Genomic DNA, 26,908 nt, shown 5'->3' with positions numbered 1-26,908 from the left:
GGCCCCGGTCGACGACCCCCAGTTTTGGACGACGGCGTCCGTCCATGTGCCCCGTCCGAGCCGGGCCGCTCCCTTTCAGGCACGGACAAGGGGCCGATGGGGAACGGAAGTCGTCCGGGACTCGGGGAGGCGGCCGAGGCCGGGCTAGCTTCGCTGGCGTTCGGAGAGTTCCGTCCCCGGTGGAAACGGAAGGGTCGCGTGAGCGCAGCAAACGGCACAGCCAACGGCACAGCCAACGTCGGCGTCATCGTCGCCGAGCTCACCCGGCTCGTGGTGCACGCCCCGGAGCGGGTCATCGACATCGCCGTGCCGTCCGACGCCGCGCTCGCCGATCTCCTGCCGGCCCTCGTCGGCCATGCGGCGCCCGAGGGCACGAGCCTCGACGAGAGCGGGCTCGAACACGGCGGCTGGGTGCTTCAACGGCTCGGGTCGCCCGCGCTCGACGAGGACGCGACGCCGGCCGAACTGGGCCTGCGGGACGGGGAGACCGTCTATCTGCGGCCCCGGCGCGAGCAGCTTCCGCCGGTCCACTTCGACGACCTCATCGACGGCGTCTCGACCGGCATGGGCGAGCGGTCCGACCAGTGGCGGCCGGAGTTCACCCGACGGCTGCTCCTCGGTCTCGCGGTGGCCGCGCTCGCCGCCGGGTTCGTCGTCCTCGCCGGCATGGATGTCGCCGGGGTCCGGTCCGGGGTCGCGATGGGCCTGGGCGTCCTGCTGCTGCTCGGCGCGTTCGCCGCGTCGCGGGCCATGGGCGACGCGGTCGTCGGGACCGTACTCGGGGTGCTGGCCGTACCGTTCTTCGGGCTCGCGGGCTGGCTGGTGCCGTCCGGTCCCGAGGGACCCGAGCTGCTCGGCGCGCGGCTGCTCGCCGGGGCGACCGCGGCGGCCGGGGGCGCGGTGCTCGCGGTGTCGGCGGCCGCGGCGACTGCCGCGCTGTTCGCGGCGGTGGTACTGGTGTGCCTGCTGGGCGCTGCCGCCGGGATCATCGGGCTGTCGGCGGGCCTCGGTCCCTCCGAGACCGCCGGGTCGATCGCCGCCCTCACCGCCCTCCTCGGCACCTTCGTCCCCGTCATCTCCTTCCGGCTGTCGGGGCTCGCACTGCCGCCGCTGCCGACCAACGCCGCCCAGCTCCAGGAGGGCATCGACCCGCTGCCCGCCCGCGCGATCCTGACCCGTACCGCCGTCGCCGACCGCTACATGACCGCCCTGTACGGGGCCGCCGGCCTCGTGTGCGTGGCATGCCTGACCGCGCTGTCGGCGGGCAGCGGCTGGGAGCCGTACGCCCTCGGCGGGGTGCTCAGCCTGCTGCTCGTCCTGCACGGGCGGGGCATGACCAGCGCCCGGCAGCACCTGGCCGTCGTCCTGCCCGGCTGCTACGGCGCCCTGCTGCTGCCGGTCGTCGGCGTCTGGGCGGACGGGGCCGCCGCCCGGGGCATCGCCCTCGCGGTCGCCGCCGCGGCCTGCGCGGGCCTTGTGGTCGCCGCGTGGCATGTGCCGGGCCGGCGGTTCATCCCGTACTGGGGCCGGGCCGCCGATCTGCTGCACTCGCTGGCGGCCGTCGCCCTGCTCCCGCTGGTCCTGATCGACCTCGGGGTGCTCCCCGCGCTGCGCGAGATGTGGAGCTGACGCCATGCAGTCCCGACGCGACCAGGTCCAGGCGTACTCCTTCACCGTCGGCCGGCTCACCTCCGGCATGCTCGCCGCCGACCCCGACGCCCTCGACACCCCGATGAGCCGCACCCGCCGGGGCGCCGTCGTCGGCTTCTTCATCGGGCTGCTGCTCTGCGTCGGCTTCACGGTCTTCGGGCTGATCTTCCCGCGCGACTCCGACAACTGGCGCGAGCCCGGCGTGCTGATCATGGAGAAGGAGACCGGCGCGCGCTACCTCTACGGCGACGGCGTCCTGCGCCCCGTCCTCAACTACACCTCCGCCAAGCTCGTCACCGGCAAGAGCGGCAAGGTCGAGCAGGTCTCCCGGGCCACCCTCGCCGACGTGCCCCGCGGAGCCCCCATCGGCATCCCCGGCGCCCCCGACTCCCTGCCGTCCGCCGACCAGCTCACCACCGCCGCCTGGCAGGTGTGCGCCACGACGCGGGTCGCGGACGACGGGACGCGGGAGGCGACGACCACGGTCGGGGTCGGCACCGGCACCGCCGCCGGGTCGTCCCCACTCGGGGTGGACGAGGGCCTGTTGGTCACCGCCGGCGACGGGAAGCGGCGTACCGACCACCTCCTCTGGCGCGGCCGGCGCCTGCGTCTCGACGCCGAGCACGGCGCCCTCCAGTCGCTCGGTTACGGCACCACCGAACCGCTGGCGGTCGGTGCCGCCTTCCTCTCCGCCGTCCCGGCCGGGCCCGACCTGGCCGCGCCCGAGGTCGCGGGGCGTGGCGGGAAGGGGCCGACGCTGGCCGGTGAGCGGCGCCGGGTGGGGCAGTACTTCGTCGTACGCACTCCCGGTTCCGCCGAGCAGTACTACCTGCTCGACCGGGCGGGGCTGGTGCCGCTGTCCCTCACCGAGCTTCAGCTGCTGCGGGGCGACCCCCGTACGCGTAAGGACGCCTACGCGGGCCAGGAGCCGACCGCGGTCGAGCTCCAGCCGGACGAGGCGGGCCGGCACCTGGCGGCGGCCGACGGCGAGGCCGGGACGAGCACGAGGTCCGCGACCACCGCGACGTCCACGACCACCGCGACGGCCACGACCGCTTCGGGTGCCCTCCCCTCCGGGCCCCCGAAGGCTTTCACGCCGCGCACCGGGACCGTGCCGTGCCTGGCGGTCACGCCGGACGGGGCCACGCCCCGGGGGACGTTCGTCGAGGTGCCGGCGGCCTACGCGACCGGCGGGGCGGTGGTGGCCCGCGAGGGCGTCGCGCCCGGCTGCCCGGCGCCCGAGCTGATCGGGGTCCGCCCCGGCCGCGGTGTCCTGGTGATGCCGGCGTCCACGTCCGGGTCCGTCGGCGCGGGCACGAGCGGCGCCCGGTACCTGGTCACCGGCGACGGCATCAAGTACCCCCTGTCCGCCCCGGCCGTCGCCGGGCAGCTCTCCTACGCCGACACGCACCTCGTACGGCTGCCGCCCGCGCTGCTGCGGCTGCTGCCGACGGGGCCGGTGCTCGACCCGGAGCGGGCGGCGCAGGCCGCGTTGTCGGGACCGGCGCCGGCGGTGCCGGATCCGGAGTGCGGCGGGGCGGAGACGCAGGAGAAGAAGGACACGAAGGAGCCAAAGGAGACGAAGGAGACGAAGGAGGGGCGGAAGACGCGGTGATCCGCCCTTGCACGCGGCATCTCACGGAGATCACAACGGAAAGGAACGAGCGCCATGAGCACACCCACGCCGAGAACCACCACCACCGATCACGGATACCAGGTGGCCCGGGTGGCCATCGACAACACGACGAAGGGGTGCCGGGACATCGCCACGGTCGTCGACCAGGCGAAGGCCGTACTCGGTACCAGCTGGACCGGAGGCGCCGGCCGGACCTTCGGCAGCGCCGCCGACGCATGGCTGACGAAGCTCAACGCCCTGATCGCGAGCATCGAGGAGATGGGGGTCGTACTGGATTCCAACAGGTACGGCATGGCCAGCGTCGAGGACGACTCGATCCTCGCGGCCAGCGGATTCGCGGCGCGCGTCAACCCCAGCTGAGAGCAGAGGACAAGGAGAGACCATGCCCGACTTCATGATCGACTACGACGGTTCCGGCCAGGGCAGCGAGTACCTGACCCAGCAGACCCAGGCGATCCGCAACCTCATCGAGGCCCTGGACCAGGCGGTCCGCTCCGTGATGAGCGAGCTGGAAGGCAACACGGCCATCGCGTACGAGGCCAAGCAGAAGGAGTGGGGGCTCAAGGTCGACGACATGGGGAACGTCCTCCAGTTCGGCAACCAGACCCTGGTCGACGTCACCCAGAACTACCTCACGACCGACGTCAACGAGGGCGCCAAATGGGGCGGCGTGACCGTCCGGTAGTTCCCCCCCCGCCGACCCGGCCCGGCGTCCGGCGGGACGCCGGGCCGCACCTCACCGCACCGGCCGTGAAGAGAACGGAGCAGTGGATGCCCAAGTCCCCGGAGAAGAACTCCGGTACCACCCAGTACTCGGCGGACCTCCTGCGGGAGTACCGCACCTCGCACGGCTATCTGCCGGGGATGCGCGACGAGTCCCGCGAGGCCAGTGACGAGCTCGCGTACTACAAGTCGGACCCGCTGCGGGCGGGCTCGACCAACTTCCCGCCGGCCGCGAACCTGATGACGCAGCTGACCAAGGTCTGCGAGGCGTTCACGAACGAGTTCACGTTCAACTTCGACATCACCGACACGATGATCGTCACGCTCGCGGACACGGGCGACGCCATGGAACAGGCCGAGGAGCACGGCACGCTCGCCGGGGGCCAGTTCGGCAAGCTCGTGGGACAGGCGATCAACGCGCGCAACGGCGGCGGGGGCGGGGGCTCGGGACCCGGTTCCGGTTCCAACAACCCGCCCAACACCGCGACTTGACGGCCCTCACGACGTCCCTCACGACGGCCCTGACGACGGCCGTGACGACGCCCCTCACGGCGGCCCTGACCGCCTGACCACCGCCCCCGACCAATCCCCTCCCCCGACGCTGGAGAGCGACCGTGCCCGATCCCACGCAGTGGCATGAACTGGTGAACATCTTCGCCGGGCCCGGCCAGGCGAAGGACTCCTACCCGGGCCAGATCTCCACCAAGGAGGAGGTCATGGCGCCGAGCTGGACCCGGGCGTACTTCGGCCTGCGCGAGGGGTCCGGGTCCCCCTTCAAGCCCGCGCACTGGTGGCGGTACGTCTCGGGCACCGAGGCCCGCACGGTCGGCGGGACCTGGGGCGGCTACGGGTCGGTCACCACCCCCGTCCTGTCCACCGCCGGGATCGGCATGCGCGACGGCGAGGAGAGCCTGGACAACGGGGCCGGTGCCTGGTGGCGCTACAACATGGGCACCTACCTGACCCTCGCCTCCTTCGACGGGGGCGGCACCGATACCACCAACCCGCACAGCTTCTACCGGGCACGCCAGCAACTGGCCGCCGCCATCGCCTACTTCCAGAAATGGCAGCCGAACGTCAACCACTGGCAGACCTACCTCCAGCAGGACGGCTGGCAGGGCCTGGCGGCGTCCGGCTTCGGCGACATCGTCAAGCGGATCGGCACCGCGTACGAGGACATCCTCGACACGGTGTCGGGCAGCGGCCTCGGCGGCGGCGGTTACCTCGGGGCACTCGAAGACGCGGAGCAGGCGCTGTGGGATGCCCGCAACGCCATGTTCAGCGCGTTCAACACGTGGAAGGACCAGCCCTCGTCGTCCCCCGAGAAGGCGATGTCGACGTACGCGGCGGGGCTGACCGTCATCTACAACACCGCGGGCGCCGAGCCGGCCACCCTGCACCACAACGGCGTGCAGCTGGGACTGGTCGACGAAGACGGGACCTGGCTGACGGTCGAAGCGAAGATCAAGGAGGCCTGGGCGGAGACGGCGAGGCAGCACCTCGACGGCGCGGTGCCCGGCATCGTCTCGGCCCTCACCAGCCGCTACCAGCGGGCCACCACCGAACTCCGCGTCCTCGACAACGTCATCCGGACCGCCCTGAGCGGCAGCCCGAACAGCCAGTCCAACGGCGGTGGGCCGAACAACCTCGACGACCTCCGCAACCAGGGTGGTAGAGGAGGAGGCGCAGGGGGAGGCGCGGGCGGTGGCGCCGGGGGTTCCGGCGGTGACGACCTCCCGCCGCCCGGGAGCACCGGGAGCGCCGGGGCCGGTGGCGGCGGAGCCGGCGGTACCGGGAGCGCGGGCGCGAGCGGCGGTGCCGGTGGCGGGGCGGGGTCCGGGGCCGGTCTCACGCCGCCCGGGCAGGCCGGCGCGGGCGCCGGCGGAGCCGGAGGCGGCGTCACGGGCAGCGCGGGCGCCCAGGGCGGTACGGGTGGTGGAGCGGGCGGCGGTTCCGGTCTCACCCCTCCCCCGTTCGGCACCTCCAACCTCACGGACCCCGGTCAGACCGGCGAGGGCGGCGGTGGCAGTGGTGCCGGGGGCCTCGGGACCAGTGCCGCTCAGGGCGGTACGGGTGGGGGCCCGGGCGGCACCGGTCTCGGTGACCCGCCCGGCTTCGGGACGCCCGGTCTCGGCACCGGCTCCCCCATCGGCACGCCCGGTCAGACGGGTACGGGTACGTCCGGGACGTCCGGGGCGTTCGGTACGGGAGTCGGGTCGGACGGTGGCGGCACCGGTGGCCTCGTCCCTCCCGTCGGACTGACGCCTCCCGGGTTCACCGGCGGCGCGGGCGGGACCGGCGGAGGCACCACCGGGTCGCTGCCTCCGGGCAGCTCGACCAGCACCGGGGGTTCCTCCTCGAACGACTTCGAGGAGTCGCAGGACTTCCCCACCGACCAGCTGTTCACTCCCCCGGCGGGCTCCACCGGCGACTTCCCGAGCATCAACCCGCTGCCGTCCGGCGGCTCCACCGGCTCCACCGGCTCCACCGGCTCCACCGGCTCCACCGGCTCCGGCGGCAACAACTCCCAGTCGGGCATCGCCCTGCCCAACTCCCACGACGACCGGACCCACCTCCCGCCCCCCGGGTCCACCGTCGACTCGACGCCCCCTTCCTCTTTCGGCGGCCCGTCCCGGGGCGAACAGGGCTTCCCCTCCACGTCGAGCACCGGCCCCGGCTCCCCCACCCCGGACAGCGGCTTCGACTTCACCCAGCCGCCCCTGTCCTCCGGCGGAGCCGGCAACGGCTTCTCGGACGGCCACACCGGCCGGTTCGTCGACAGCAACGGAAACGTCGTCGACGGCGGGACCGGCACAGGATCAGGGACAGGGACAGGGACAGGGACAGGGACGGGCCTGGGCATGGGCGGAGGCGCGGGTGCGGGCCAGTCGGGCTCGTCCCAGCCCCCGTACATGCCTCCCATGATGGGCGGCATGGGCGGCATGGGCGCCGGAGCCGGTGGCGGGGACCGGAACGACGAGCGCGAGCGCACGACCTGGCTCGCCGAGGACGCCGACGTATGGGGCACCGACCCGGAGTTGGCGCCGACCGTGCTCGGCAGGACACCGCAGCAGCACACACCCAACGCACCCGTGGGAGGCATCCGTGACCAGCAACCCGTTCCAGGCGCTCCTGGACGAGGTCCAGTCGCAACTGGACGAGGCCCTCGACCGGGCCGGCCAGGCACAGGAAGCGCTCACGGCGGTCAGCGGGACGGCAACGTCCAAGGATCGGCTGGTCAGCGCAACGGTTGACGCGCGCGGCACGGTGACGGACCTGAAGTTCCACACCACCCGCTACCGCACCATGGCCCCGTCCGAGCTGTCCGCCCTGCTTCTCGACACCATCGGCCGGGCCCAGCAGGAGGTCATGGCCCAGATGGACGAGGTCCTCGGGCCGATCGCCCCCGAGGACCTGGAGATCGGGGACGTGACGAGCGGTCGTACCGAACTGGCCGAGCTGCTGGAGGCGTTCGGCCTCGGCACGCTGCCGGGCCAGCGGGGCTGACGTCGCAGCCGACGAACAGAAGGAGTGAACGAACCATGCCCAGCGGAAACCGCATCGCCGCGGACCCGGAGGCCATCCGCGACGGCGGCCGGCACTTCGACGGCGAGCTGGCGACACAGATCGGTCAGATCCGGGCCCGGCTGAGCGCCGCCATCGCCGCGAACGCCCAGCCCGACGCGTACGACGACGAGGCGGGCGCCGCCTTCATCAAGGTGTACGGGCCCGCCGAGAAGGACGTCCTGACGTTGCTGGAGTCGCTGGAGACGGCCTTCCAGCAGGCGTACGAGCTGCTCGACGGCACCGCCCGGAGCCTGGCCAAGACGGAGGAGTTCAACACGGTGAGCGCGCAGGCCGTGGCGGCGGCCGCCGCCCGGGGAGGCCGCTGACCCATGGCGATCGACGCGTCGGCCGAACTGCGCGCGCTGTTCCTCGCGCTGACGGGCATGGAGTTCCCGAAGCTCAACGAGGACCAGCTGCGTGCGCTCGCGGAGGCGTACCTCACGGTCGCGCGAGCGCTCGCCGACATGCCCGACCAGATCGTGCGGGTCGACCGTGGGGTCCGGTCCCGGTTCGACGCCCACGCCGCCGACGCCTTCAGCCGCTCCATCGCCGAGTTCACCTCGGGCCGTACGAACTATGTCGCCGCCGGGCAGGAGGCGGCGGCCGGGGTCGCCGCGTACGCGCAGCGGACGGCCACCAATGTCGAGTACACGAAGTGGATGGCGATCGGGCAGCTCGTCCAGCTACTGCTGGAGATCGCCTGGTGCATCGCGAACGCGTTCCGCACGTTCGGGACGTCGCTGCTGCTGATCCCGATCTACCGCCTGATCACCTCGCGTTTCCTGCTCCGGCTGCTGAACTTCCTCTTCCAGCACCTGCTCGCGCACGTCATCATCAACACGGCGATCGCGGTCTCCATGGACCTGTTGATCCAGCGCATCCAGCTCAGCCGGGGCACCCGTGACTCCTACGACTCCGACCTCACCCGGGACGCCCTCGTCGGCGGCGTCGTCGAGGGCCTGATCTCCGGTCCGGTGAGCCTGGCGGGGGCGAAGCTCACCAAGATGTTCAGCCGCAACGTCGCGAACCGCGCGGGTACGGCCCTGCGCAACCAGCTCCGGAACGCCGGCGACCTCGGCGGCGTCTCGGCCGACGCCCTCGGCCGGGGTGTCACCGACATCCTCACCCGCAACAACGACGACCTGCTGTCGTCGCTGGGCGGCAAGGGAAACGGGGGTGCCCCCGGCGGCAATGGGGGCGGCGGTGCTCTCGGCGGCACCGGTGGCAGGCGGCTGTCCGACGACGCGGTGACACGGCTCGGGTCCGACTTCGGGGACCTGTTCGCGAACAACTTCGGCCGGCAACTGGGGGAGGGCGCGGCCCGCGACCTCGGGGAGTCCTACGGCCGGGCCTTCGGCCGGAACTGGGGGGACGCCGGCGCCCCGGACGCGCTCGGCCGGGTACTGGACGGCGGCGGCGGGGCGGGCACGGGACTGCCGGGCGGCGTACGCAACGCCCTGGCCCAACTCCCCGACACCACGCTGAACTCCGTCAACGCCACTCGGAACACGGTGGTCACCAGGGCCGTCGCCCTCCTCGGCGAGGGCATCGAGGAGGGTCTGACCAACACCCTCGCCGACATCGTCACCAACCTCGCCCTGACCGGCGAACTCTCCGCCAACGGCTGGAGCTTCGTCTCCGGCCTCACGTCCGCCGCCACGGCGGGGGCGGGCGCGATGGGCGGAATCACCGCCCTGGAAAACCTCCGCAACCTCGGCGACCTGCCCCCGGCGGCCATCCCGACCCCGACCACCTCGACGCCCACCCCCTCCCCGATTCCCGCTCCGGAAACGACCACGGGGCTCAACGGCGGCCCTGACACCACCATCGGGCCCAACGGGTATCCCGACACCACCATCGGGCTCAACGGCGGCCCCGACACCACCGCCGGGCTCAACGGCGGCCCCGACACCACCGTCGTGAGCAGCGAACCGGAGGGGACCGTCATCGGCGGCCCCAACCCGACCGGTGCCGCCGACGGCCCCAACAGCACCGGGGCACTCAGCACGACGGGTACAGCCGACGACTCCGGCACGCAGGGCGGCACCAGCACACCCGCCAACACGGCCACGCCCGCCGGCACCAGCGCACCCGTCAACACGGCCACACCTGTCGGCACCGGCACACCGAATGGCATCAGCGCGCCCCTCGGCATGGGCACGCCCGCCGGCACGGCCACACCTGTCGGCACCGGCACGCCCGCCGGCACCAGCACGCCGAATGGCATCAGCGCGCCCGCCAGCACAGGCACGCCCGCCAACACGGCCGCGACCGCCAGCACCGGCACGCCCGCCGGCACCAGCACGCCGAATGGCATCAGCGCGCCCCTCGGCATGGGCACGCCCGCCGGCACGGCCACACCTGTCGGCACCGGCACGCCCGCCGGCACCGGCACGCCCGCCGGCACCAGCACGCCGAATGGCATCAGCGCGCCCCTCGGCATGGGCACGCCCGCCAGTACGGCCGCGACCGCCAGCACCGGCACGCCCGCCGGCACCAGCAGGCCGAATGGCATCAGCGCGCCCCTCGGCATGGGCACGCCCGCCAGTACGGCCACGCCCGCCGGCAGCAGCGCGCCCGTCAACACGGCCACACCCCTCCCTACCGGCACGCCCAACAGCACCAGCACACCCCTCGCAACCGCCACACCCAACGGCACTGGTGCTCCCGTCGGCAGTCCTACGCCGACCGCCACGACGGGGTCCCTCGGCACCACGCCGCCTGCCGCGGCCTCGACGCCGACTCCCCAGGGCGGCACTTCGCCATCCTCCGTGCCGACCAGTTCCGGCCACAGCTCCACCTCCGGGTCCGGGACCAGTTCGAGCTCCAGCTCCACCTCCGGGTCCGGGACCAGTTCGAGCTCCAGCTCCAGCCCCGAGTCCGGGACGAGCTCCAGCCCCGGTTCCGGGGCCGGCCCCGGCTCCGCCGCCTCCTCTTCCCCCGCCGCCGAGCCCCGGACGACCTCGTCCCCGGGCGAGGCGCACACCCCTGCGCCGCACACCCCTACCCCGACCACAACACCCCCGCCCACCACACCCCCCACCGATCCCAGCCCCCTCCACCCCACTCCCCTCCACCCCGGCCAATGGCTCCCCCGGCGGGCCGACGCCCCCGCCTCCTTCCTCCGGCTCGACTGGTTCGAGCCGAGTGGGGACCCCCTGCGGGAGGGCAGGGCGCCGGGCACGTTGGACGGGCGGAACACGCTCGTGCGGGCGCATGTGCGACGGATGGAGGTCGAGGACGGCCGCTGGGTGCGCAGCCTGACGGTCAACCTTCCCGTGCGGTTCGGGGAGGGGTTCGCGCCCGACGAGCTGCCGGCCTTCCGGGACCGTATGGGCGAGTTGCTGGACGCCCACTTCAACCACGGCCTGCGGCTGCCGCGTTCGGGCGACCAATTGCACGTCGACCTCGTCCTCACCCACGCCCCGGATCACGCGGAGGCCGTGGAGCTGAGCCGTACGCCGAGTCCCGCTCGGTCGGACCAGCTGCACATCCGGCTCAGCGGGGACACCGACCGCGACGAGGCCACCGCGTTGCACGAGATCGCGCACTACACCGGTCTGCGGGACCGGGGCCCGGACCCCGACGCGCTGTTCCGCCGGTTCCTGACCGCGAGTTCCGACGGCGGCGGCCTGATGGCCGACGTCACGCACCTGCCCGGCGAGGGCGCGGTCCGGCCCGAGGACCTGCGCACCATGGAGGACGTACTGGACTCCGGCCCGGTCGTCCGCGACCACCCCCTACGGTCCGACGTCTTCCCCCTCGCCTCGGACAACCCCCCGCCCCCCGACGAGCACGACCCCCGCTGGGACGCCAGCCAGGCGCCCCGTAACTGGACGACGCCGCCCTCCACGTACGTACAGGAGTACGGCTCGCGGCACGACGGCACCGTAGGCCTGGTCCATGTCGAGCCGCTGCCCGCCGCCGTGGTGGACGGGCTGCACCGGCAGATCATGGGCGCGCTGGACACACCCGGCCGGCGGCGGTCCGCGGCCGAGGAGCAGGCGCTGCTGGGCCGGCTGCGGGACCGGCTCACCGCCGAGGAACTGGCCCGGGAACTGCCGTATCTGCGGAGCAGTGCCGGGCGGGGGTTCACGGTCGTCGACGACGCGGGCCGGGAGCGGACGGTCGAGGTGCGGCTGGCGCTGCGCGACCCGGCGCGGTCGGAGCGGTACGGGGCGCACAGCACGCAGGACCCGGAGGGCCGGGTGGAGCGGCGTGGTCTCGGGACGCAGGAGTCGTCGGGGGCGAGCGGTTCGGGGACGGTTCGTACGGTGCCCGTGTCCTGGTCGGGTACCTACCCGGTCGCGGCGGCGGGCCCGGTGCGGAGCGTCGACGCCGGACTGTCCCTGTCGCTGACGCACAACCAGCTCTCGTCGTCGGCCACGGTCACCCACGTGGTGCAGACGATGACGGCGCAGCGCAGCAACGAACTGTCGCAGCCTTTCGACTTCGGCGTGGAGTGGCAGGTGCGGCGGGCCGCACGTCCGAACGAGACCCCGGCGGAGTGGAGCGCGCCCAAGGTCCACGGACGGGTCACCGTCTGGTTCCCCGAGCATCTGGCGGTCGACCCGGCCGGCCCGCTGCCGCAGCCCGCCGGTTTGGACGACCTTCCCGTGTGGGGCGTGGACACGGTCGAGGAGCCGGGGCGGCTGCTCACGGAGGTGCGGCGGAGCTTCGCCGCGCGCCTGGAGGGGTTGTCGGACACCTCGGCCCGGGAGTTGGAGACGTTCCTGTCGGAGCCGGTCCTGCGGGGCACGCTGCCGATGCAGCGCGGCGGCGGGATCTTCTCGCCGGTGCTGCTGGACGGCGACGGCAACGCGATCGGGATGCTGAAGCTCACCACCGTGGTGGTGCCCGACGCGCCCACGCACGCCTCCCTCGATGGCAAGATCAACCTGGAGGCGCATGTCTCCCAGACGGTGAAGGTGGACAGTTCGGCCAGGCTGACCAGCGGTGTCGCCCTGGACGGCAGCGTCGGACCGTCGTTCACCGGTGACCACGGCGCGGGGCACCCGAACGCCTCGTCGGTGATCGCCGGCAGTGTCGTCGGCAGGGCGGGCGCGAAGTGGCAGTCCAACGACGCGCTCGGCGCGGGCGGTTCAGCCGGTATCGCGCACGCGGTGCGCAGCAACCGCAGTCATCTCCTCGCCCCCGCCACGGTGACCCACGAGGTCACCCTGATCCAGCCGCGCGGCGGCAGCACGTCCCGGAGCTTCGGGCCCTGGGCGGGCGGCATGCGGCTGCGGATCCTCGACAAGGAGGGAGCACAGGGGCAGCCGCCCACCGGCGACGGCGTACGGGAGCTGCCGGAGGAGCTGGAGAACCTGCGGAGCCTCGGCTCGTCGGCCGCGCCGCTGCGCGTGACGGGTGCGGATCCGCTGTTCGACCGGGCCGGGGCGTGGCTGCGCAAGCACGGCTTCCTGCCACCGGCCGAGGCGACGTCCGACTCGATCGGCGACGAGGAGGCCGTCAAGGCCCGGTTGATGAACCTGCGGCGGTTCGAGCTCGCCCGGTCGGAGATCGGGCTGCGCGCGTCGGTCGACGCCATGCTGGACGGCGGGCACGCGCTCTGGTTCGACCTGCCGGACCGGGTCGGAGGCACCCGCCGGGTCCAGCTCCGGCTGTCCGCCGTCCGCGACAGGGGGGCCGCGTTCACCACCGGCCGCCCGACCGAGCACCTCCGTTCCCTCCCCCATGTGCAGACCATCGGCATCTCGTCGTTCGGCGTCGGCGGCACCGAGTCGAAGGGGTACGCCCTCGGCTGGCAGGCCGGTGTCACCGCAGGCCCGTCGGCTCCCGTCGGCGGCGACACACCCTGGTCCCTGGGCGGCAGCGCGGACTACACGTACTCCCGGCAGACCGCCCACACGTCGACGGTCGGCGCCGGCGTCAACCAGGACCAGTTCTTCATCGGCATCGGGCAGCGGACCGAGGTCTTCGACGTGCCGGCCCGGCTCGCCCTCGATCTCTACGAGGGTCCGAGCGCCGCCCCCGTCAAGCGCTTCGCCGCCGAGGACGACGAGGCCGCCGCGGCCACCGGGCCCGCCCGGCCCGCCTGGCTCGCCTGGCGCTCCGGGCGGGCCGCCCCCACCGACATCGAGCGCCCCGCCGAGCCCGCCCGGCCCCCCGTGGTCGACGTCGTCGGGAACATCACCCTCGCCGTCCCGCACCCCCGCACGGTCGAGGCGGGGCGCGCGGCGCGGGAGCCGGCCGGGCACACCGTCCGCCGGGCGGGCGCCAACGACGCGTTGCGGCTCGCCATGACCGGGCCGGACGGCAGGCCCCTGCCCGGGGTGGTCCGCGTACCCGACGACGCGATCATGGACGTCGTACACGGCTCCGACGCCCTCCTCGACGCCTTCGGGCAGGTCGTCGGCAACATCTACCCCGGGCACCCCGAGCAGGGACTGTTCGACCGGGTGCGGGAGACCGCCACGTCGTATGTGCCCGACCGGGTGCGGGAGACCGCCGCGTCGTATGTGCCCGGCCGGGTCTCCGAGACGCTGGCCGGCGGCGACCCCACCGACCAGAGCGCGGCGATCACCGAGATGCTGCGGAGCGCGCTCGGCCCCGCGAACCTCGTCGCCCGCGCGCACCAGATCTTCAAGAGCGGCTATGTCATCGAGGGTCTGACCCTGCCGGGCCTGGGCGCCGACCACGAGTTCTCGGTGGAGCTGAAGGGGGTCCTGCACGACCCGGAGTACCTGGGCGGCGCCAAGCAGTACCTGGAGACGGATGTCGGCGCGACGGACACCGCCACGCAGCAGCGGACGACGAGCGGCGGCCACCAGTTCGGCCTCGCCCCCGCCTTCCAGCAGCTCGCCCCGAAGGCCCCCGCGGGCGGGCCCAGGCCCGGCCCCGCCGCCAGGGCCAACCCCGGCATCCGCCCCGTGTACTCCAGCCGTAAGGACACCGGCGAAACCCTCGGCTCCAGTACGGGTGTGACGCGGACCCCGACCGAGAGCGGCGTCCTGCACCGGGTCCGCGCCGACGCGACGATCCTCATGACCGTCCGGCACGGGCACCGCAACGTGGTCGGCAACACCTTCGGCCTCGGCAGCGCGGACCCGGTCACCGTGGCCGTGGAGCTGCCGCGTGCGGCGCAGTTCCTGCTCGGCGACCCGCAACTGGCCCGTGAAGACGCCTGGTTCAGGGGGATCGACGGCCTGGCCGTGCCCGAGCGGCCGGCGCCGAGCCTCCCCGTGCCGGACCGGTTCGCCCGGACGAGGGAACCCGGCCTGGCCGGCGTCCTGTCCGTCAAGCAGCTCGGCCCCGGCCCGGACACCGCCGGCCACCCGGTCGAGCAGCGCGACCGGCTGCGCCGCGAACTCACCGCCCTCGTCGAGACGGAGGCACCCGGCTCGACCACGCCCGGCCACTCCTCCTACCTGCCCGGCGTCCTCGCCAGGATCGCCGACGTCACCATGCCGACCGCGCTGCGCGCCCTGCCCGGCCGGGGGCCGGACGGTGTGCAGCGGTTCCACTTCCGGCACGTGGCCAAGGGCGGCGCCCGGCTCGTCGAGGTCACCCTGCGCGCCCGGCCCGTACAGGACACCGCCGGGCTGCGCACGGTGCGCGGCCGGCCCGCGGGCGCGGGCACCGGCCAGGAGCAGGTGCACGTCCACGCTCCGGCGAACACCTCCACCAGTACGTCGACGACCCGTCAGCTCGGCATCACGGGCAACGCCACCACCCGCTACCCGCGCCCCGCCGACGACGCCCGCACCGACCGCACCGGCCCCGGCTTGACGTTCGCCGGCACCCGTACGGACTCCGCGAAGGTGTCCGCCTCGGCGGAGGACCGCTACTGGATGCGCACCGACAACGCGGCCGACTTCGACATCGCGTACGAGTACCAGGCCTCGGTCCGCTCCGAACTCGTCACCGACTGGCCCCCGTCCATCCCCGGCGGCCTGATCGAGGGCGGGCTGCTCGCCTGGTACGACCCCGACACCGGCCTCGCCAAGTGGCTGCACCAGACGCTGCACGGCCGCCCGGCCCGTACGGCGACCGTGCCCGCGCAGGTCACCCTGCGCTTCACCGGCAGCGAGACGGCCACCCTCGCCGAGCCCCCGACGCCGACCCCGCCCGCCGTGTCGAAGGTCCACCCGTCCAAGGCGCCCCCCGGCCCCGACGGGCGCCGCCTCACCGACGGGCAGCGACTCGTGCCCACCGGCCCGACCCCGGTGTTCCACTTCAACGCCTACCGGGAGCTGACGGGCGCCCTGCGCGAGGTCGCGCCCCGCCTGGCGTCCACCTGGCAGTCGTCCGACGCCTCCACGTCCGCCGAGGCCGCCGCCGTACGCATCGGCGAGCTCATCCAGGCCGGCGAGATCGACATCGACCTGCCCCGCGCGGCCGCCGGCCTGACCGACACCATGCCCGGCGCCTACCCGGTGGAACCCGCCCCCGACAGCGCCCCGAGCCTGGGCATCACCCTGTACAACCCCCGCCGTATCACCGACGCCGGCGATGTCTCCCTCGACCGTCTGCGCCTGCCTTCGGTCTCCGCCTCGACCTCGCTGACCACCGGCTCGACCTCCTCCTCCGTCCTCCAGACCGCCTACAACGCGGACGGCGCCCCCGGCCGCCACTTCGTCGGCGCCTCGGTGCCGCTGCTCGCCCGGCAGCCCGTCACCCAGAGCTCCGGATCGGGGGTCTCCGCCGCCCGCCGGGAGTGGTTCAAGACCGGCGGCACCGCGCTCCCGGGGGACGGGGGCCGTGGTGTCCGCAGCTACGAGACCATGACCGACGTCGTCATCACGGTGGACGGCCCCGGCGGCACCCGGCACGTCACCGGCAGCGCCGAACTGCGCCTGCCCGAACGGGACGTCCTCGGCCACGGCATCACCGACGCCCGCACCGACCCCCAGGTGTACGACGTCCGGTCGATGCTCGCCGGCCTGGAGGAGCCCGACCTGCGGGACTGGACGAGGCACCCCCTCGCCGACCTCCCCCGCGCCCTGGCCGACCGCCTCGACCCCGACGACCCCGCCGCCCAGCTGTGGCTCGCTCCCGGCCCCGACCCCGACGGCGCCCGGTTGGCCCGCGCCCTGTACGCGGCGTCCCGTACCGCCGTCGTCGCGGACCGCCCGGTGGAACTCGTCCTGCGCACGGACGACGGCCTCCGGCACTGGCGGTTCGACACGACCGGCGCCCTGACGCCGAGCGCCGACCCAGCCACGAACACCGCCTGGCAGAAGCTCGCCGCCCACATCACCACGCACGCCGACGCCGCCCGCGCCCAGGCCGACGCCCGGCAGCGGGAGGGCGACCTGCGTGCCGAACGGGCCGGGATCCGCACCGCCCTCGACACCGCCGAGGACGCCCTCACCGCCGCCACCACCGAGCGGGACAGCGCCCGCACCGCTCTCGACGACGCCGAGATCAGGCGCACGGAGGCGGACGCCGCCCTCACGACCGCCCGGGAGGAACAGGAGCAACGGGACGACGACAACCGGAGATGGACCTCCCGGCTCCTCGAACTCCCGGCGGAGATCTCGACGCTGAGGCAGCAGGAAGCGTCCGCCGCCGGCCGGGTGCGGGCCGCCGACCTTCGTCTCGCCCACATCGAGCGCGGGGCAGGCGGGACGGGGACGTCGGAGCCCGCCGCAGTCGGCGACCGGGCCGCCGAAGCGCGACGGCACGCCAAACAGGTGAACGAGCAACTCGACCAACTGCGGCGGAAGTTGGACGCCTCGCAGGAGGAGCAGGACCACATCCAGAAGCGGCGCAGGGCCGCCAGGGACGCGGCCCCGACGGGCCCCGACCCACTGCCCCGCCTCCAACTGGCCCTACGGGACGCGGACTCGGCGGTCACCACGGCGCGGACCGCCCTCGACACGACCACCGACGACCTCACCAGGGCCACCGAGACCCGCGACGCACTACGGAACCGACTCCGCGTCGTCGATCAGCAGATCGACGACGCCGTCCGGACCCAGACCGCCCGCGCCGCCGCCCAGACCACCGCCGCGAGCGAACTCCCCGCCCTCGCCCACACCCTCGGCACCGCCCGCCGGACCACCGGCGAGGGCCTGGTCGACGTACCCCTCTCCTCCCTGGCGTCCACCCCGGCCCGGCGGCCCGGCGACAGCTGGCCGCATGCCGCACCCTCCGGTGAGGCGGGCCGGGCCGAGCAGGCGGAGCACCCCGCTCCTGACTCGGATCCGGTCGCGGTGGTGGAGCCCGTCGAACCGCCGTCATCAGAGGCATGGGTGGCAGGACTCCTCGCCCTGCCCGCAGCCGAACTGCCCGCCGCGGTCGAGCTGTTGAGCCCGTCGCACCGACGGTGGCTGGCCACGCACCCCCCGTTCGTGGAACGCGTACCGGCGGCGGAACTCGCCGACGTGGCGGCGCGGCTGCTGGTGGTGGTGCCGGGGGCGGCGGTGCGGCCCGTCTCGGCGCGGCACGAGGCATACGCGCAGGTGGCCCGCATGCTGCGGGACCCGGGGACGACGGCGCGGCTGCTGGCCTCGGGCGCCACGGTGGTCGTACTGCCGCAGGACGCGCCGCTGAGCCGGATCAGTTCGTTCGCGCGGTTCCACGGGAAGGACAAGCCGTCCGAGCGGGGGCTCGACGACCTGCGGGGGGCCGCCGCCGGGCTGACGGCGGCCGTACCGGAGGAGAACCTGCTGGGCGAGGACACCCCGGTGGGCCCCTCCCCGCACCAGGCGGACGGGTACTCGTCGGCCACGCACGAGATCGCCCACCTGCTGCACATGGCCGGGCTGTCGCGGGCGGACCGGGACCTGATCACGCGGGCGTACGCCGAGAAGCGGGCACGGGGCCCGAAGGCGCAGTGGCCCGACGGCATCCGCCGGGACCTGGCCGGCAAGGAGATCGACAACTACTCGGCCACGAACGAGTACGAGTACTTCGCCCAGGCCGGCAACGCCTACCTGGGCACCAACCACGGCACCGACCCCGCGACGGGACGCGCGCGCAACAACGGCGCCGCCTGGGTGCGGGACAACGAGCCCACCCTGACGCCGCTGCTGGAGAGGCTCTTCGGCCCGGATCCGGCGGCCGTGCACAGCGCTCCGGCCAACCCGGTGAGGGCCACCGGCGCGGAGAACGCGCGGTACGCGGCGTTCCGGGAGTTCATGGGCGGCCTCGACGAGCCGGACGCGACACCCTCGGCCGGCCCCACCGCGTCGACGGCGGGACCGCAGCGGCCGCCCCCGTCCGGCACCCCCGGCACGGGCGACGGCGTGGGCCCCGAGGAGCGGGCGCTCGCCGAGGCGTTGGACCGGCTCGCGTCGCCCACCCCCTTCCCGTCCCGGGCCACCGACCAGGATCTGATCGAGCTGGCCCGCTCGGTGGGCATCACCGACTCCGACCCGGAACAGGCACTGCACCGGCTGTGGCGGACCGCGCTGCGCGCCCACGACCCGCGGCATCCCGACGCCCTGAGCGCGCTGCGGCTGAAGTGGCAGGCCACCCTCAACCCCCGCTGAGCAGCGGTACGGCTCGACCGAGCCCCGCGATCACCCTCCGTCGAACCGCGTCGTAAGACGCTGAAAAGGACAGACCACGTCATGAGCGAACGAGCAGCGAACTCCCCGGAGAACGGCGTCGGTTCCGCCCCCGCCGCCCAGCACGAACCGGTCGGCCCCGCCACCCCCGAGACCCCCGCTCCAGCGGCGACCCCCACCCCGGCAGCCACCCCCACGTCCTCCTCCACCACCGGCACGCCGACCCCGGCTCCCGAACCCGCGAACACCCCTGCCGCCACGGCCACCACGGCCGCCGCCCCGACGACAGCGCTCCCCGAGGCCGCCGCCCCGACGCCGGACGACGACCCCGGCCACGGTGGGCTGAGCGGGCGGCTCTCCCCCGGTGTCCTGGCCGGTGCCGCCCTGGCGGGACTGCTGCTGATAGCCGCGCCGTTCGGTATCGCCACGCTCGCCGATGACACGCCCTCCTCCGACTCGGCGGGCTCCTCTCCCCGGAACGAACCGGTCGGCAGCCTCCCGCAGGACGGCGAACAGCCGGGCTTCGTCCCCGTCCCCGCGGAGAGCTCGGCCTCCCCCACGGCGAAGCCGCGCACCTCGACGGCCCCCCGGCCCGGCTCGAACCCGTTCGCGGCGCCCTACAGCCTCGGGACTGCCGGCCCGGCGTCCTCCTCCTCACCTCGCACGAACAAGCCGGACGACGACGACAAGAAGAACACCTCACAGACGGACACGACGAAGAACGGCAGTGGTGGCAGTGGTGGCAGTGGCAGCAACAGCGGCGGCGCGAAGACACAGTCCGCCCCCCAGTCCCCGGCGCCTCGCTACATCGTCAGCAAACTCAACGGCCGCTGCGTCGACATCACCGACTTCAAGGCGACACCCGGCACCCGGCTCCAGATGTGGGACTGCGCCCCGCAGGAGAACCAGCGGTGGGCGTTCCACGCGGACGGCACCGTACGCGCGATGGGCCTGTGCCTGACCACCGCCTGGTCCTCGGGCAACGACGGATCGCCGATCCAGCTCGCCACCTGCTCCGGCGGCGACCGGCAGAAGTGGGTGCTGAACGGCAGCGAGGACCTGGTCAACCCGGCGGCCGACAAGTGCGCCGACGTCACCGACGCGAACGCGTCGAACGGCGCCCGCCTCCAGCTGTGGTCCTGCAACGGCCAGGCCCACCAGAAGTGGGTGAGCCGCTCCGCGTAGGCCCACATCAGCGCCGTACCCCTCGCCCCTTACCCATCACCCCCTTCCAATCCCCCTCACCCATTCCCCCTCGCCCATCCCCACACCACGACCGCGCCCCCGGCCCGGAGAGGAGACCCCCATGACCCGCCATCTGGTGGCCGTAGACCCAGAGGACCCCGCGTGCCACGCGAACATCGCGGAGGCCGTACGGGCCGCGCGGAGCGGTGCGTTGATCACGGTGGCGCCCGGCCGGTACAGCGACCCGCTGGTGCTGACCGAGGTGGTGACGATCGTCGCGGCGGAGGGACGCGGCTCGGTGGAGCTGGCTCCCCGGTCCGGTACGGCGGTGACCGCGACCGCCGAGGCGGTGAAGCTCACCGGCCTGGTGATCCGGGGCGGCGACGGGGAACTGCCCGCCATCGACGTACCGGACGGCCAGCTGGAGCTGGACGACTGCGAGATCAGCGCCGCCGCCTGGACCGCCGTACTGGCCCGGAACAGCGGCGCGCTGGCCATGCGGGACAGCCGGGTCACCAATCCGGCCGGCGCGGGCATCGTGGTGACCAGCGAGGCCGAGAGCGTCATCGAGGACTGCCGGCTGGAGGACCTGGAGGCGTCCGGTGTCGTCATCGGCGAGCGCGGCAACCCGCTGATCCGCCGGTGCACGGTACGGGACACGGCCGGCAACGGGATCTTCGTCAACGGCGAGGGCCGCGGGTCGGTCGAGGACTGCGACATCTCGGCGACGGGCAAGCCCGGCATCGCACTCGAGGACAACAGCGCCACCCGCGTCCTGCGCACCCGCGTCCACGGCGTACGCGGCGTCGGCATCCACATATCGAGCCGCAACCGCGTCCTGGTGGAGGACTGCGCCGTGGAGGCCCCGGCCGGGCACGGGCTCACCGCGACCGGCGACGCCGAGCCCCTGGTGCGCAGGCTGCGGGTGACCGGGGCCGGGCAGCAGGGCCTCCGGCTGGGCGACAAGTCGCGTGGCCGGTACGAGGACTGCGAGGTGCGGGACGCGGCGGGCGCCGCGCTGTGGGTCGGCGGCCACGCCTCGCCCGGCGTGACCGGTCTGACGGTGCGCGGCGGCGCCGACGACGGGGCGCACCTCACCGAGGACTCCGCCCCCGAGCTCGACCGGCTGCACGTCAGCGGCACGGCCGGCAGCGGGGTCGCCGTCGACGACAACGCCAACCCGCTCCTCCGCCGGGCCACCCTCACCGACTGCGACGGGCACGGCGTCACGGTGTCCGGCACCGCCCGCGGCCGCTACGAGGACGTCGAGATAGGCGAGGTCCGCAAGTCCGGTGTCCGCCTGGCCGACTTGGCCCGCCCGCTGCTGAGCGCCGTACTCGTCCGGGAACCCGGCGGCAACGGCTTCGCGGTCACCGGCTCCGCCACCGCCACCCTGCGCGACTGCGACGTCTTCCGCGCCGGCGCCGACGGCCTCACCGTGGCCGCGGGGGCGCGGGTGACCGCCACCCGCTCCCGTTTCCACGGCTGCGGCCGCGCCGGGGTCATGATCGCCGCCCGGGGCACGGCCGCCCTCACCGACTGCGAGGCGTACGAGAACACCGGCGACGGCATCCTCCTGCACACCGCCGAACGCGTCGTCCTCAAGAACTGCGCCGCCTTCGAGAACGGCCGCAGCGGCCTGCGCCGCACCGTCAGGAGCGACGACACCGTCCTGGAGCAGCTGGTCAGCAGGTCCAACGGGGTCGCGGACGTGCAGGGGGAGGAGGCGCTGGAGGCGCAGGCTTCGGTGGCGGAAGCGACCCCGGCGGCGGCACCCGGACCGGACGCGCACGGACGGGACGCGCACGGACGGGAGGCACACGGACGGGAGGCGCACCGACCGGATGCACCCGGACCGGAGGCGCACGCCCGGCGGCTCCCGGACGAGCGCGATCAGGCGGCCCACGAGCAGTCGGCCCACGAGCGGGGACCCCGGGAAAGGAGACAACCCAAGCCTCCCTCCCCCCTCACCGAACTCGAATCCCTCATCGGCCTCGACTCGGTCAAGCACGAGGTGAAGACCCTCGTCAGCCTCAACCAGATGGCCCGGCGCCGTACCGAGATGGGCATGTCGGCCCCGCCGATGAGCCGGCACATGATCTTCGCCGGGCCCCCCGGCACCGGCAAGACCACCGTGGCCCGGCTCTACGGCGGCATCCTCGCCGACATGGACATCCTGCGGTACGGACACCTGGTGGAGGTGGCCCGGCAGGATCTGGTCGCCCAGGTCATCGGCGGTACGGCGATCAAGACGACGGAGGCCTTCGAACGGGCGCGCGGCGGTGTGCTGTTCATCGACGAGGCGTACACCCTCACCTCGCAGTCGGACGGCGGTGGCGGCGGCGCGGACTTCGGCCGGGAGGCCGTGGACACCCTGGTGAAACTGATGGAGGACCACCGCGACGACACGGTGGTGATCGTCGCCGGCTACTCGGTGGAGATGCGCCGCTTCCTGGCCACCAACCCGGGCCTGGCCTCCCGTTTCCACCGCACGATCGAGTTCCCGGACTACACGACCGACGAACTGGTCACGATCGTGGAGCACATCTGCGGACGGCACCAGTACGAGCTGGGCCGGGGCACCGGGGACGCGCTCGCCACGTACTTCGAGAAGCTGCCGAGGGACGAGACGTTCGGCAACGGCCGTACCGCACGCCGCACCTTCGAGGAGATGGTGGACCGCCAGGCGTTCCGGCTGGCCGCGGAGACCGATGTGGCCCCGGCGGACATGCTGCGGCTGCTGCCCGAGGACCTGGGGATCCGCAGCACCGCGACCGGTACGGACGACGGCGGGACGGACCGCGCCGAACTGGACGTACTGCTCGGCGAGTTGAACGCCATGGTCGGCCTCGACGAGGCCAAGCAGACCGTCGCCTCCCTGGTCCACCTGCTCGCCAACTCCCGCCGCCGCGCGGCCGCCGGCCTGCCGGTCCCCTCGATCGGCCAGCACGCGGTCTTCTCCGGCCCTCCCGGCACCGGCAAGACGACGGTGGCCCGCCTCTACGGCCGGCTGCTCGCCGCTCTCGGGGTGCTGCCGCGCGGACAGGTGGTCGAGGTGGCGCGGGCCGACCTGGTGGGCCGGTACATCGGCCACACCGCCAAGATGACCAGCGACGCCTTCGACCGGGCCCGCGGCGGTGTGCTGTTCATCGACGAGGCGTACACCCTCACGCCCGGCGCGGCGGAGCGGGGCGGTTCGGACTTCGGCCAGGAGGCCGTGGACACCCTGGTGAAACTGATGGAGGACCACCGCGACGACGTCGTGGTGATCGTGGCGGGCTACACCGACGAGATGGACGGCTTCCTGGCCTCCAACCCGGGCCTGTCCTCACGGTTCTCGCACCGTGTCGAGTTCACCGACTACGCGGCCGACGACCTCGTCGTCATCGTCGAACGCCTGGCCGAGACCGGCGGCTACGCCTGCGCCCCCGGCCTCTCGCACCGTCTCCACGACCACTTCGCCACCGTCGAACGCGACCGCTCCTTCGGCAACGCCCGCCACGCCCGCAAGGTCTTCGAGTCCCTGGTCACCCGCCAGGCCTTCCGCCTGAGCACGTCGGCCGCCCCGACCCTGGACGAACTGCGCCTGCTGCTCCCGGAGGACCTGGTCGTCTGACAGTGGACCACATAGACCATCCCACAGACACCCAAGTGGGTCAATAACGCCCTCGTAAGGGTCAAATACGACCAACACGGCATCCAGGACGCGCATTTTCGCAATCCTCGCTAGAGCAGGAGCAAGCGACACCCACCCGTCCGAGGAAGGCCCCCTTCAGCATGCGCGAGATCTTCACCACCCGGCGCCGGGTCATCGCCACGATCACCGCGGCCATGGCGACCGCCGCCCTGGGGAGCAGTGCCGTCCTGCCCGCCGAAGCGGCTCCGGCCGTCGGAAGGGTCCTTCACGAGGGCTCCCCCTACGGCATCGACAACAGTTACCTGGTCCTGCTCAAGCGGTCCGCCGGATTCAGAGCGGCATCGAAGGAAGGCGACCGGTTCGCGGCAAAGTACGGCGCCACCGTCGAGAGAACCTACGACTCGGCGGTCAACGGCTACGCCGTCCAGGTCGGTGCGGCCGGAGCCAGGAGTCTCGCAACGGATCCGGCCGTCGCGTTCGTCGAGAAGAACCAGAAGCTCAGCCTGGACGCGACCCAGTTCAACCCCCCTTGGGGACTGGACCGGATCGACCAGGCCAATCTTCCGCTCAGCAGGACGTACACCTACCCGACCACTGGCGGCTCCGGTGCGACGGTGTACGTCATCGACACCGGCGTGCGTATCACGCACCAGCAGATCGTCGGGCGTGCCGTGCACGGGTACGACGCGATCGACCGGGACAACGTGGCCGCGGACGGCAACGGACACGGCACCCATGTCGCCACCACGGTCGCCGGCACCACGTACGGTGCGGCGAAGTCCACCAGGATCGTGGCGGTACGCGTTCTCGACAACAACGGTTCCGGCACCACCTCGGGCGTCATCGCGGGAGTGGACTGGGTCAGCTCGCATCGCGTGGGTTCCGCGGTCGCCAACATGTCGCTCGGCGGGGGTGCCAGCACCGCGCTCGACACCGCGGTGAACAACTCCATCGCATCCGGCATCACTTATGCCGTCGCCGCCGGCAACTCGAATGCGAACGCCGCCACCACGTCTCCGGCCCGCGTGGGCGCCGCGATCACGGTCGGCGCCAGCACCAGTACCGACTACCGGGCCGGCTACTCCAACTACGGCTCCGTACTGGACCTGTTCGCCCCCGGATCATCGATCACGGCCGGCTGGCACACCAGCGACACCGCCGCGGCCACGCTCTCCGGCACCTCGATGGCCACCCCCCACGTCGCCGGAGCCGCAGCCGTCTACCTCACCTCCCACCCCGCCGCGAGCCCCGCGACCGTGCGGAACGCCCTCGTCAACGGAGCGACGACGGGAGTGTTGCGCAACATCGGCACAGGCTCACCCAACAGGCTCCTCAGGGTCGTGCCGTAGCCGCACCCCGCCCTCTCCCGAATCTGCTCCGAACTTTCTCCCCGGTCGTCGCATCGAAGCATGGCAGGAGGCCCGACAGGTCGGCCGACAACCGTGTGAGGACGATGACATGAGCAAGCCCCGTGTGGCGGTGCACGCCGCCGACCCGCTCACTCAGCTCGGCCTGGAGTCCTGCCTGGACCGCAGGCCGCAACTGGAGCCGGCGGCACTGGAGGAGGCCGACGTCGTGCTGGTGGCGGTCGAGACCGCGGACGCCACCACGCTGGACACCCTGCGCGACCTGCCCGCCCCGGAGCGGGCCCGGTTCGTGCTGGTGGTGGGGACCGGCTGGTCCGTCGATCCGTCCGCCGCCGTCGAGTGCGGCGTACGGGCCGTGCTGTGGCGGGCGGAGGCGAACCCGACGGCGCTGGTACGGACCGTGGTCCGCGTGGCGGCCGGGCAGGCGTGGCTGCCCCCGACGGTCCAGGGCCGCCTCCTCGACCAGGTCGCCCACGTCCAACGGGACGTCCTGCGCCCGCGAGGCCTGACCTCCTCGGGCCTCAGCGCCCGCGAGATCGACGTCCTCCGCCTGGTCTCCGAGGGCTTCGACCTCGCCGAGATCGCCCTCAAGCTGAGCTACTCCGAGCGCACCATCAAGAAGATCGTCTCCTCCGTCATGGCCCGCCTCGGCCTGCGCAACCGTGTCCACGCGGTGTCGTACGCGATCCGTGCCGGCCTCATCTGACACGTCACCGGTCCCGCGTCCCGGTCCGAGTGTGCCGACGCGTCAGGAGCCGGTGCGCCGACGCCGTCACGATGCCAGTGCCCCGACGCCGTCACGATGCCGGTGTTCCGACGCCGTCACGACGAGTCGCGTACCGCCTCCACGGCCTCCCGGACGTCCGGATGCGGATCGTCGGCGAGGCGGTCCAGCAGTTCGCCGACGCCGGGGGTGGACCAACCGGAGACCGCCCAGACCAGTTCCTCCCGTACGCCGGGGTCGGGGTGGGCGGCGAGGCGGGCGAGCTGGGCGAGTGGGCCACGGCGGCGCATGCCGAACCAGTGCAGGGTCTCCCGCAGCGCGACCGGGTCGCCGGGGTCGCCGGCCGTGTCGATCCGGGCGAGGAGCACGCGGGCGGGCGGCGGCGGACCGTCCAGGGGATGCGGCAGCCGTTCGCGCAGGCGCCGCGCACCGTAACCGCCGCGCACCCGGCACCCGAAGCACGTGCAGGGCCGGGTGCCGTGCGCGTCCGGCAGATACCGCCATCCCACCACCTGCGGCGCCGCCCGCACCCGGTGCACCTCGCGCGGCCGGATCGCCCGGGGCACGAACACCTCCCACCCCCGCGGGTCCGCCAGCCCCGAGATCCGCCGCACCGCCTCCGCGGCGGTGACCGTGGCCTGGGCACCCCGCGCACGGTCCGTGTACCGCCCGACCAGCACCTCCTGGGCGTCGTCCAGCCGCACATGGACGGCGACCAGCCCGCCCCTGCTGCCGAACCGGCCCAGTTCGCGCAGCCACTGGTGGGTGAGGGTGTACGACGGCAGCACGGGGAAGCAGTACGCCCCGCGCGCCCCGCCCTGCCCGTGAGCGGTCGCGCGGACTCCGGAGCGCCGGATGCGCGGCGCGTTGGCCGCCGAGGTGAGGTGCACGAACATCGCCATGGCTCGGCATGCTAGGCCCTGTCGTCCCGGCCGGGCG

Annotated in this window: 14 protein-coding genes; 13 read left to right on the top strand and 1 reads right to left on the bottom strand. The window is 73.5% G+C overall.

Annotation, left to right across the window (positions count from 1 at the left end; translation table 11 throughout):
• Positions 1 to 198: 198 nt before the first annotated feature.
• The 13 genes from eccD to JIX55_RS27190 all read left to right on the top strand — a co-directional run bounded on the left by eccD (position 199) and on the right by JIX55_RS27190 (position 25,951).
• Complete coding sequence (eccD, locus tag JIX55_RS27250) at positions 199 to 1,629, top strand: type VII secretion integral membrane protein EccD (protein ID WP_257565895.1); 1,431 nt, start codon at positions 199 to 201, stop codon at positions 1,627 to 1,629.
• A gap of 4 nt (positions 1,630 to 1,633) precedes the next feature.
• The gene (gene eccB, locus JIX55_RS27245; protein WP_257565894.1) at positions 1,634 to 3,265 is read left to right on the top strand and encodes a type VII secretion protein EccB; all 1,632 of its coding nucleotides are present in this window, start codon (positions 1,634 to 1,636) and stop codon (positions 3,263 to 3,265) included.
• 54 nt (positions 3,266 to 3,319) lie between these two features.
• On the top strand, positions 3,320 to 3,646 hold the full coding sequence (locus tag JIX55_RS27240) for a WXG100 family type VII secretion target (protein WP_257565893.1): 327 nt from the start codon (positions 3,320 to 3,322) through the stop codon (positions 3,644 to 3,646).
• A 22-nt stretch (positions 3,647 to 3,668) separates the two neighbouring features.
• Positions 3,669 to 3,971, top strand: a complete 303-nt coding sequence (locus tag JIX55_RS27235) for a WXG100 family type VII secretion target (protein ID WP_257565892.1) — start codon at positions 3,669 to 3,671, stop codon at positions 3,969 to 3,971.
• Between the two features lie 86 nt (positions 3,972 to 4,057).
• Entirely contained in the window at positions 4,058 to 4,501 is a 444-nt protein-coding gene (locus tag JIX55_RS27230) for a hypothetical protein (RefSeq protein ID WP_257565891.1), read from the top strand.
• 122 nt (positions 4,502 to 4,623) lie between these two features.
• Positions 4,624 to 7,263, top strand: coding sequence for a hypothetical protein (locus tag JIX55_RS50955; RefSeq protein ID WP_306820036.1), 2,640 nt, complete (start codon positions 4,624 to 4,626; stop codon positions 7,261 to 7,263).
• Positions 7,163 to 7,516 (top strand): YbaB/EbfC family nucleoid-associated protein, encoded by a 354-nt coding sequence (locus JIX55_RS27220; protein WP_306820125.1) that lies wholly within the window; start codon positions 7,163 to 7,165, stop codon positions 7,514 to 7,516. Before JIX55_RS50955 ends, JIX55_RS27220 begins: the two co-directional genes overlap by 101 nt.
• A gap of 35 nt (positions 7,517 to 7,551) precedes the next feature.
• The gene (locus JIX55_RS27215) at positions 7,552 to 7,902 is read left to right on the top strand and encodes a hypothetical protein (protein WP_257565889.1); all 351 of its coding nucleotides are present in this window, start codon (positions 7,552 to 7,554) and stop codon (positions 7,900 to 7,902) included.
• Positions 7,903 to 7,905: 3 nt separating this feature from the next.
• Positions 7,906 to 19,038 (top strand): WXG100-like domain-containing protein, encoded by an 11,133-nt coding sequence (locus tag JIX55_RS27210; RefSeq protein ID WP_257565888.1) that lies wholly within the window; start codon positions 7,906 to 7,908, stop codon positions 19,036 to 19,038.
• A gap of 81 nt (positions 19,039 to 19,119) precedes the next feature.
• Positions 19,120 to 20,241 (top strand): RICIN domain-containing protein, encoded by a 1,122-nt coding sequence (locus JIX55_RS27205; RefSeq protein ID WP_257565887.1) that lies wholly within the window; start codon positions 19,120 to 19,122, stop codon positions 20,239 to 20,241.
• A 121-nt stretch (positions 20,242 to 20,362) separates the two neighbouring features.
• A complete protein-coding gene (locus JIX55_RS27200) occupies positions 20,363 to 23,857 on the top strand; it encodes a right-handed parallel beta-helix repeat-containing protein (protein ID WP_257565886.1) in 3,495 nt (1,164 codons plus the stop codon).
• A gap of 161 nt (positions 23,858 to 24,018) precedes the next feature.
• Positions 24,019 to 25,227 (top strand): S8 family peptidase, encoded by a 1,209-nt coding sequence (locus JIX55_RS27195; protein WP_257565885.1) that lies wholly within the window; start codon positions 24,019 to 24,021, stop codon positions 25,225 to 25,227.
• A gap of 109 nt (positions 25,228 to 25,336) precedes the next feature.
• On the top strand, positions 25,337 to 25,951 hold the full coding sequence (locus tag JIX55_RS27190) for a helix-turn-helix transcriptional regulator (protein WP_257565884.1): 615 nt from the start codon (positions 25,337 to 25,339) through the stop codon (positions 25,949 to 25,951).
• A gap of 116 nt (positions 25,952 to 26,067) precedes the next feature.
• On the opposite strand, the gene JIX55_RS27185 is transcribed toward JIX55_RS27190, so the two are convergent.
• Complete coding sequence (locus JIX55_RS27185; RefSeq protein ID WP_257565883.1) at positions 26,068 to 26,871, bottom strand: HEAT repeat domain-containing protein; 804 nt, start codon at positions 26,869 to 26,871, stop codon at positions 26,068 to 26,070.
• Between the last annotated feature and the right edge of the window lie 37 nt (positions 26,872 to 26,908).

Origin of the sequence: Streptomyces sp. DSM 40750 (assembly GCF_024612035.1) — a bacterium.
Lineage (GTDB): Bacteria > Actinomycetota > Actinomycetes > Streptomycetales > Streptomycetaceae > Streptomyces.
Note: the sequence above shows the minus strand (reverse complement) of the source record. Positions and strands in the feature narration are given on the sequence as shown.

Excerpts from the sequence above, each read along its gene's own strand:
- eccB (WP_257565894.1), top strand. The coding sequence starts at position 1,634 with ATGCAGTCCCGACGCGACCAGGTCCAGGCGTACTCCTTCACCGTCGGC.
- JIX55_RS27240 (WP_257565893.1), top strand. The coding sequence starts at position 3,320 with ATGAGCACACCCACGCCGAGAACCACCACCACCGATCACGGATACCAG.
- JIX55_RS27235 (WP_257565892.1), top strand. The coding sequence starts at position 3,669 with ATGCCCGACTTCATGATCGACTACGACGGTTCCGGCCAGGGCAGCGAG.
- JIX55_RS27230 (WP_257565891.1), top strand. The coding sequence starts at position 4,058 with ATGCCCAAGTCCCCGGAGAAGAACTCCGGTACCACCCAGTACTCGGCG.
- JIX55_RS27215 (WP_257565889.1), top strand. The coding sequence starts at position 7,552 with ATGCCCAGCGGAAACCGCATCGCCGCGGACCCGGAGGCCATCCGCGAC.
- JIX55_RS27210 (WP_257565888.1), top strand. The coding sequence starts at position 7,906 with ATGGCGATCGACGCGTCGGCCGAACTGCGCGCGCTGTTCCTCGCGCTG.
- JIX55_RS27205 (WP_257565887.1), top strand. The coding sequence starts at position 19,120 with ATGAGCGAACGAGCAGCGAACTCCCCGGAGAACGGCGTCGGTTCCGCC.
- JIX55_RS27200 (WP_257565886.1), top strand. The coding sequence starts at position 20,363 with ATGACCCGCCATCTGGTGGCCGTAGACCCAGAGGACCCCGCGTGCCAC.
- JIX55_RS27195 (WP_257565885.1), top strand. The coding sequence starts at position 24,019 with ATGCGCGAGATCTTCACCACCCGGCGCCGGGTCATCGCCACGATCACC.
- JIX55_RS27190 (WP_257565884.1), top strand. The coding sequence starts at position 25,337 with ATGAGCAAGCCCCGTGTGGCGGTGCACGCCGCCGACCCGCTCACTCAG.
- JIX55_RS27185 (WP_257565883.1), bottom strand. The coding sequence starts at position 26,871 with ATGGCGATGTTCGTGCACCTCACCTCGGCGGCCAACGCGCCGCGCATC.